This window comes from Polaromonas sp. P3_C2, from assembly GCF_056402675.1.
Genome location: NZ_JBFUGX010000136.1, coordinates 1 through 7985, shown reverse-complemented (window position 1 = coordinate 7985; position 7985 = coordinate 1). Strand labels below are relative to the sequence as shown.

Genomic DNA, 7985 nt, shown 5'->3' with positions numbered 1-7985 from the left:
CCCATGATCTTCCTGAACATCGGCGAGCCCGACTTCACGGCGCCGCCTCTGGTGCAACAGGCCGCAACCCGTGCCATTGAACATGGCACCACGCAATACACCCAGGCCACCGGCTTGCCGGCACTGCGTGAGCGCATCAGCGGCTGGTACTCCTCCCGCTTCGGGGCGCAGGTGGCGCCCAACCGCATCATCATCACCGCGGGCGCCTCCGCTGCCTTGCAACTGGCCTGCCTGGCCCTGATTGAGGCGGGGGACGAAATCCTGATGCCCGACCCGAGCTACCCCTGCAACCGGCATTTCGTCAGTGCGGCAGAAGGCAATGCGGTGCTGGTCCCCACCACCGCCGAAGAACGCTTTCAGCTGACCCGCGAAAAGGTGGAAGCGGCATGGAACTCCAAAACACGCGGCGTGCTGCTGGCTTCCCCGTCCAATCCCACGGGCACCTCGATTGCACCGGAAGAGCTGCAGCGCATCCACGAATTTGTGCACAGCCGCGGCGGCATCACGCTGATCGATGAAATCTACCTGGGCCTGAGCTACGAAGAGCACTTCGGCCATTCGGCGCTGGCCATGCCCGGCGAGCTGGGCCACAGCGTGATCAGCATCAACAGCTTCAGCAAATACTTCAACATGACCGGCTGGCGCCTGGGCTGGCTGGTGGTGCCCGAAGMGCTGGCGCCGGTGATCGAGCGCATCGCACAAAACCTCTTTATCTGCGCCAGCACCGTGGCCCAGCATGCCGCCCTGGCCTGCTTCGAGCCGGAGAGCCTGCAAGAGTACGAACGCCGCCGCGCCGAATTCAAGGCGCGCCGCGACTACTTCATCCCCGAGCTCAACCGCCTGGGGCTCACGGTTCCGGTGATGCCGGACGGCGCGTTTTATGCCTACGCCGACTGCACCGCCGCGGCCGCCAGACTGGGCGTCAGCGGCAGCTGGGACTTCGCCTTCGAGCTCATGAACCGCGCCCACCTGGCCGTCACGCCGGGCCGTGACTTCGGGCATGCGGCACCCGAACAGTTCGTACGGTTTTCCACAGCCAACTCCATGGACCAATTGAAGGAAGCCATCGCCCGTCTGGAGGCTGCCCTTGCCTAGTCRGAGGACGATCAAGTCAAACGTAGGCGGAAGTCCTTTCAAGCAGGGGCCGCGGGACTGGCTTCGCCAGACCGCAGGCGCAGCGGCCCCCTCGGGGGGCAGCGCATTACACGAAGTGAAAAGCGTGGGGGCCACATTCAGTTGGCCCGTGAGGGTGTATTGGGAAGACACCGACGCCGGCGGCATTGTTTTTTACGCGAACTACCTGAAATTTTTTGAACGTTCGCGCACTGAATGGCTCAGATCACTCGGTGTTGAACAACAGCGCCTGAGGGAAAGTACCGGTGGCATATTTGTGGTGGCAGAAACCAGCATCCGCTACCATCGCTCTGCCCGCCTGGACGATGAACTCATTGTTACGGCAAGCCTGGTCGAAGCAGGCCGCGCGTCCATGATAATCGGGCAGCAGGTGCTATTAAAAACAGAGCAAGAAGAGGGACTGCCACCCGTCCTGCTCTGTGAAGGAACCATACGGATTGGCTGGGTCGACGCCGCCAGCCTGCAGCCCAGGCGGATTCCTGCTGCCATTCTTGACAGCCTAAAAACTTGAGCAAAGCTTCAACATGAATCAAGACCTCTCCATCGTCAGCCTCATCCTCAATGCCAGCTGGGTCGTTCAGGCCGTGGTGGCGCTGCTGGTGGGCGTGTCCATTGCCAGCTGGGCCGCCATCTTCAGGAAGATCATTGCCCTGAAAAAAGTGCAAAAGCTCAATGATGAATTCGACCGCGAATTCTGGTCGGGTACGAGCCTCAACGACCTTTTCGCCGGTGCTGCGCAAAACGCCAAGCACTCCGGCCCCATGGAACGCATTTTTGCCAGCGGCATGCGTGAATACCAGAAGCTGCGCGAGCGCCGCATCACCGACGCCGGTACCCTGCTGGACGGCGCGCGCCGCGCCATGCGCGCAAGCTACCAGCGTGAGGTGGACGCGATCGAAGCCAATCTCTCCTTCCTTGCCACCGTTGGCTCCGTCTCGCCTTACGTCGGSCTGTTCGGCACGGTCTGGGGCATCATGCACGCCTTCACCGGCCTGGCGGCCCTGGAACAGGTCACGCTGGCCACGGTGGCACCGGGCATTGCCGAGGCGCTGGTCGCCACCGCCATCGGCCTGTTCGCCGCCATTCCGGCCGTGGTGGCCTACAACCGCTTCTCGCATGACATCGACCGCGTTGCCAACCGGCTCGAAACCTTCATCGAAGAGTTTTCCAACATCCTGCAGCGCAATCTGGGCGCCCAATCACCCTCCGGCCACTGAAATGTTGGCCCCCACGCTTTTCACTTCGTGTAATACGCTGCCCCCCAAAGGGGCTGGCCTTGCTCGGGGCGGCCCTTCGCTGCGGCCGTCCGTCTAGGAGACCGCCATGCCAGCAGTCAATTCCCGCCGCGGCCGCAACCGGCGCACCATCAGCGAGATCAACATGGTGCCGTTCATCGACGTCATGCTGGTGCTGCTCATCATCTTCATGGTGACCGCGCCGCTGATCACGCCCAGCATGATCGCGCTGCCCAAGGTCGGCAAGGCGCCCAGCCAGCCGCAAAATCCGGTGCAGATCCTGATCAGCAAGGATGAAACCGTGCAGATCAAGATCAAGACCGACAGCGTGCCCAGCAACGTGCGCAACGTCGCAGCTGACATCGCCCGGCTGGAGCCGGCCGTGAAAGCCGTCGGCGCCGAAGCTGTGCCCGTGGTCATCAGCGCCGACAAATCGATCAAGTACGAAACCGTGGTCCAGGTCATGGACAATCTGCAAAAAGCCGGGGTGTCGCGCGTAGGCCTTTCCGTGCAAACCGGCAACAAGTAGCCGCCCGCAACCCGCCATGCCCAGCGCCGCAGACCGCCTCGAATTCGGACCGCCCCGCGACAGCGGGTCGTTGCGCGCATTCGGGCTGGCCCTGCTTGCCCACATCCTGCTGATGGCCGCGCTGACCTGGGGCATCAACTGGAAGCACAGCGACAAGGCCGTGTCGTTCGATGCCGAAATCTGGTCCAGCGTGCCGCAGGCGGCGGCGCCCAGGCTGGTGGAAGCCCCCACCCCACCACCGCCTCCACCCGCGCCCCCAACACCGGAAGTGAAGACACCGCCGCCAGCGCCCAATGTCGACATCGCGCTGGAGCAGGAGAAAAAGCGCAAGCTGCTGCAGCAGCAAAAAGAAGCCGAGAACCAGCAGAAACTGAAACAGGAAAAGCTCAAGGCTGAGCAGTTGGCAAAGAAAGAAAAAGAACTGAAGGCCAAAGAAGAGCAGGCCAAGCGCAAAGCCGCCGAAGACGCCAAAAAGGCCGAAGCGAAGAAGCAGGACGCGAAAGACGACGAGAAGCAAAAGCTGGCTGACGCTGCGGCGAAAAAGCTGCGTGACGAAAACCTCAAACGGATGATGGGCCAGGCCGGCGCCACCGGCGGCGCCGAGGCCACTGGTACGGCTCAAAAGGCCAGCGGTCCATCGGCAAATTACAAAGGACGATTGGCCGCTTTGTTCAAGCGCAACATCACCTTTGCAAATCCTGAAAGTATTCAGGGAAACCCGAAAGCTATCGTCCAGGTGAAAGTCTCTTCCACAGGACTTATCATGAGTTCAAAGCTGAGCAAATCCAGTGGAGTGCAAGCTTGGGACGAGGCCGTTCTCCGGGCTGTAGAGAAGGCAGAACGCATTCCTCCAGACGAAAACGGCAAGGTGATTACAGACTTTCCCGTTGAATTCGGACCCAAGGACTAAGCCAAGCGCTACCTTTTTTATAGCTGCTTGCGCTCGTCTCTATTGGCCTAGAGGCCTGTTTCACTCATAAACAATCTGCACCAGCCCCTTGTCGGCCTGCGCCATCCAGCTGGCCAGTGCGGCATCGGTCGGGAAGAATTTGGCTGCCTCCCCCAGATGAAGCTCCGCTGCCACGCCGCCCGCCTCGCCTTGGCGCCTGAGGCTCAAGCGCACCGGCAAGCCGCGGCTTAGCTCTCCCTGGTCTGACATCTCGCGGCGCGGCGGGAAGTCCCTGACCAGCCGTGAAATATCCGGCGTGGTGCCATTGACCGCCACTCGCAGGTACTTGCCAAATTTGCAGCGGGCAGTTTCCAGGTCCCAGACCTGCGTGACCTTGAAGCGGCGGCCGAAGCGCTCCGACGCGCCCTGCAGCGTGCCCTGCACGATCACCAGTTCGTCGTCCTTGAGCAGGTTGCGGTTGGCGTTGAAGGTCGTTTCGTCCACCGAGGCTTCAAGCACGTCGGTCTTGTCGTCGAGCTTGAAAATGATCAGCTTGCCGCGGTTGCCGTTGATAACGCGCAGGTCGCTCAGAATGGCAGCCAGAAGCTGAGGTTCGCGCGAATCGATCAGGTCCTCGATCTTGCGTTTGGCGAACTGGCGCACTTCGGTTTCGACCTCGTCAAACAGGTGCCCTGAGAGGTAAAACCCGATCGCCGTTTTTTCCAGTACCAGCCGCGCCTTCACACCGAAAGGCATGGCCTCGACCAGCGCCGGCTCCTGGGTGCTGGCCGCGTGCGAGTCGGACATGTCGAACAGCCCGCCCTGGTTGGCGTTGGCTTCGGTCGCGGCGGCGAATTCAAAGGCGCGGTCCACCGACGCCAGCAGCGACGCACGGTTGAGTTGCAGGTTGTCAAAAGCTCCGCCCTTGATGAGGGCTTCCACCGTTCGCTTGTTGAGCCGGCTGCGGTCCACGCGCACGCAAAAGTCGTAGAGCGAGGTAAAGGGGCCGCCTTCCTTGCGCGCCGCCACGATGGCGGCAATCGCCTGCTGGCCCGTGCCCTTGACGGCGCCCAGGCCGTAACGCACCGATGTGGCACTGATCGGCTCGAAGCGGTAGTCGCCGCGGTTGATGTCGGGCGACTCGAACTGGATGCCCATCTTCTGCGCGTCACCGAACAGGATCTTGAGCTTGTCGGTGTCGTCCATTTCCACCGTCATGTTGGCGGCGAAGAATTCGGCGGTGTAGTGCACCTTCAGCCAGGCTGTGTGGTACGCCAGCAGCGCGTAGGCGGCGGAGTGCGACTTGTTGAAGCCGTAGCCCGCGAATTTTTCCATCAGGTCGAAAACCTCGTCGGCTTTCTCTTCGCTGAGACCGCCCTCGCCCGCGCCCTTGCGGAAGATCTCGCGCTGGGCGTCCATTTCCTCTTTTTTCTTCTTGCCCATGGCGCGGCGCAGCAAGTCGGCGCCGCCCAGCGAGTAGCCGCCCAGGATCTGCGCGGTCTGCATCACCTGCTCCTGGTAGACCATGATGCCGTAGGTTTCTTCGAGGATGGCCTTGACGCGTGGGTCCGGGTATTCGGGCACTTCCTTGCCCTGCTTGCGCGCGATGTAAGTCGGGATCAGCTCCATCGGCCCCGGCCGGTAGAGCGCGTTCATCGCAATCAGGTCTTCGAGGCGGTCCGGCTTCGCGTCTTTCAGCATGCGCTGCATGCCGATACTTTCAAACTGGAACACGGCTTCGGTCTGGCCCCGGCCGAACAGCTCGTAGACCTTCCGGTCATTCAGCGGAAGGTCCTCGAACTTGAAGTCCTTTTGCGCCGGGTGGCGCGCGATGATGAACYCCCGGGCGATTTCCAGGATGGTCAGCGTGGCCAGGCCCAAAAAGTCGAACTTGACCAGGCCGATCGCTTCCACGTCGTCCTTGTCGAACTGGCTCACGGCGGAATCGCTGCCAGGCTGGGCATAGAGCGGGCAAAAATCGGTCAGCTTGCTGGGCGCGATCAGCACGCCCCCAGCATGCATGCCGACATTGCGGGTCAGGCCCTCGAGCTTTTGCGCGAGCGCCAGCAGGGTTTGTACATCCTCTTCCTTGCGCTCGCGCTCGGCCAGGATGGGCTCCTGCTCCTTTGCCTGTTCAATCGTGATGTGCTGGCCCGGCTTGTTCGGAATCAGCTTGGAAATGCCGTCGCAAAAGCCATACGGGAAGTCGAGCACGCGGCCCACGTCGCGGATGGCGGCGCGCGCGGCCATGGTGCCGAAGGTCACGATCTGGCTCACGGCTTCCTTGCCGTATTTGTCTTTCACATAATCGATCACGCGGTCGCGGTTGCTCTGGCAAAAATCGATGTCGAAGTCGGGCATGGAAACCCGTTCCGGGTTCAGGAATCGCTCGAACAGCAGGTTGTACTGCAGCGGGTCCAGGTCGGTGATCTTGAGCGAATACGCCACCAGCGAACCGGCGCCGGAGCCTCGGCCCGGGCCCACCGGGCAGCCGTTGTTCTTGGCCCAGTTGATGAAATCACCCACAATCAGGAAGTAGCCTGGGAAACCCATCTTGAGGATGGTGTTGATCTCGAACTCCAGGCGCTCCACATAGGATGGCCGCTTCTGCTCGCGCACGGCCACGTCGCGGTACAGGTGAGCCAGGCGTTCCTCCAGCCCTTCAAACGACGCGTGGCGGAAGTATTCGTWGATCGGCATGCGCACGCCATTGACTTCCGGCGTGGGATAGTCGGGCAGCATGGGTTTTCCCAGCTCCAGCGTGAGGTTGCAGCGCCGGGCAATTTCCACAGTGTTGGCCAGCGCGGTGGGCACATCGGCAAAAAGCGCCGCCATCTGCGCGGTCGACTTGAAGTACTGCTCCCGCGTGAACTTGCGCACGCGGCGCGTATTGCCCAGGATTTCGCCTTCCGAAATACACACACGGGCCTCATGCGCCTCGTAATCGTCGTAGGTCAGGAACTGCACCGGATGGGTCGCCACCACCGGCAGCTTGAGCCGTGCCGCCAGCTGGACGGCGGCCGCCACATGACGTTCGTCATCGGGACGCTGGGCGCGTTGCAGTTCGAGGTAAAAACGGTGCGGGAAGAGGCCCGCAAAGTACAGCGCACATTCCACGGCGCGCGCGCTGTCGCCCTGCAGCAGCGCCTGGCCCACAGCGCCGCCCTGCGCGCCCGACAGCGCAATCAGGCCTTCATTGAGTTCCTGCAGCCACTCAAGCTTCACCACCGCCTGGTCGCGCACCACGTTTTTGGTCCAGGCCCGCGTCAGGATCTCGGACAGGTTCAGGTAGCCCTGGCGGTTTTGCACCAGCAGCAGGAGGCGCGCGGCCGGCGCCCCGGCGTCCTTGCCCGGCACCTGCACCCATACATCGGCACCAATCAGGGGTTTGACACCAGCACCCCGGGTTTCCTTGTAAAACTTGACGGTTCCGAACAGATTGCTGAGGTCCGTGATGGCCAGGGCCGGCTGGTGGTCAGCAGCCGCAGCGGCCACGACTTCATCGATGCGGTTGGTGCCGTCGACGACTGAAAATTCGGTGTGAAGGCGCAAATGAACAAACATAAAGGTCATTTTAGGGCCGAGGCTGTCCGCTGAGGCGCCGTGACGCAGTGCAAGGCCCTGCATGCCTGCCTACAATCAACCGGATCATGCAAATCCTGAACATTGCGGCCTATAAATTCGTCACGCTGGCGCACCCTGCGATGCTGCAGGGCAGCATCGAACAGGCGCTCCAACAACGCGCGATCAAAGGCACGGTACTGCTGGCAGAAGAAGGAATCAACCTCTTCCTGGCGGGCACGGCGGCAGATATTCATGATTTTTTGGCATGGCTGAAACAGGATGCCCGCTTCAGCGACCTGCAAGCCAAGGAAAGCTGGTCAAGTGCCCAGCCGTTTCGCAAGCTGCTGGTCAAGGTCAAGCCGGAAATCATCCGCATGAACCACCCCGCCATCCAGCCAGCCGCCGGGCGCGCGCCGGCCGTGGATGCCGCCACGCTCAAACGCTGGCTTGACACAGGCTGCGACGACACGGGCCGACCGGTGGTGACGCTGGACACCCGCAATGACTTTGAGGCCGATGTCGGCACCTTCAAAAACGCCATTGACTGGCGCATCAGCAAGTTCACGGAATTTCCCCAGGCCCTGGTGGCAAACCGGCAGGAGCTTGCGGGCAAGACCGTCGTGAGCTTCTGCAC

Annotated in this window: 7 protein-coding genes; 6 read left to right on the top strand and 1 reads right to left on the bottom strand. The window is 61.9% G+C overall.

Annotated features, from left to right (window positions below; translation table 11 throughout):
* The 5 genes from AC1DWI_RS08005 to tolA form a co-directional block, all read left to right on the top strand.
* Nucleotides 1–1095 (top strand): pyridoxal phosphate-dependent aminotransferase (locus tag AC1DWI_RS08005; protein WP_477724643.1); only part of this gene is annotated, 1095 nt, incomplete at its 5' end.
* 115 nt (nt 1096–1210) lie between these two features.
* Nucleotides 1211–1645: a tol-pal system-associated acyl-CoA thioesterase gene (gene ybgC / locus AC1DWI_RS08000; protein ID WP_477668963.1), complete on the top strand. Its 435-nt coding sequence runs from the start codon at nt 1211–1213 to the stop codon at nt 1643–1645.
* 13 nt (nt 1646–1658) lie between these two features.
* The gene (gene tolQ, locus AC1DWI_RS07995; protein ID WP_457280238.1) at nt 1659–2351 is read left to right on the top strand and encodes a protein TolQ; all 693 of its coding nucleotides are present in this window, start codon (nt 1659–1661) and stop codon (nt 2349–2351) included.
* Between the two features lie 106 nt (nt 2352–2457).
* On the top strand, nt 2458–2898 hold the full coding sequence (locus AC1DWI_RS07990) for a biopolymer transporter ExbD (RefSeq protein ID WP_477668962.1): 441 nt from the start codon (nt 2458–2460) through the stop codon (nt 2896–2898).
* A gap of 268 nt (nt 2899–3166) precedes the next feature.
* Nucleotides 3167–3808 carry a cell envelope integrity protein TolA gene (tolA, locus tag AC1DWI_RS07985; protein ID WP_477668961.1) on the top strand — a complete coding sequence of 214 codons (642 nt, stop codon included), beginning with the start codon at nt 3167–3169 and terminating at the stop codon, nt 3806–3808.
* A 60-nt stretch (nt 3809–3868) separates the two neighbouring features.
* Here tolA and dnaE read toward each other — a convergent pair whose 3' ends face one another.
* Nucleotides 3869–7351 (bottom strand): DNA polymerase III subunit alpha, encoded by a 3483-nt coding sequence (gene dnaE, locus AC1DWI_RS07980; RefSeq protein ID WP_477724642.1) that lies wholly within the window; start codon nt 7349–7351, stop codon nt 3869–3871.
* An 83-nt stretch (nt 7352–7434) separates the two neighbouring features.
* On the opposite strand from dnaE, the gene AC1DWI_RS07975 reads away from it, so the two are divergent.
* Nucleotides 7435–7985: rhodanese-like domain-containing protein (locus tag AC1DWI_RS07975; protein WP_477724644.1), on the top strand; the 551-nt coding region annotated here is incomplete at its 3' end.

Bases quoted from the DNA above. Each gene is read 5' to 3' on its own strand.
- AC1DWI_RS07990 (WP_477668962.1), top strand. From the start codon at position 2,458: ATGCCAGCAGTCAATTCCCGCCGCGGCCGCAACCGGCGCACCATCAGC.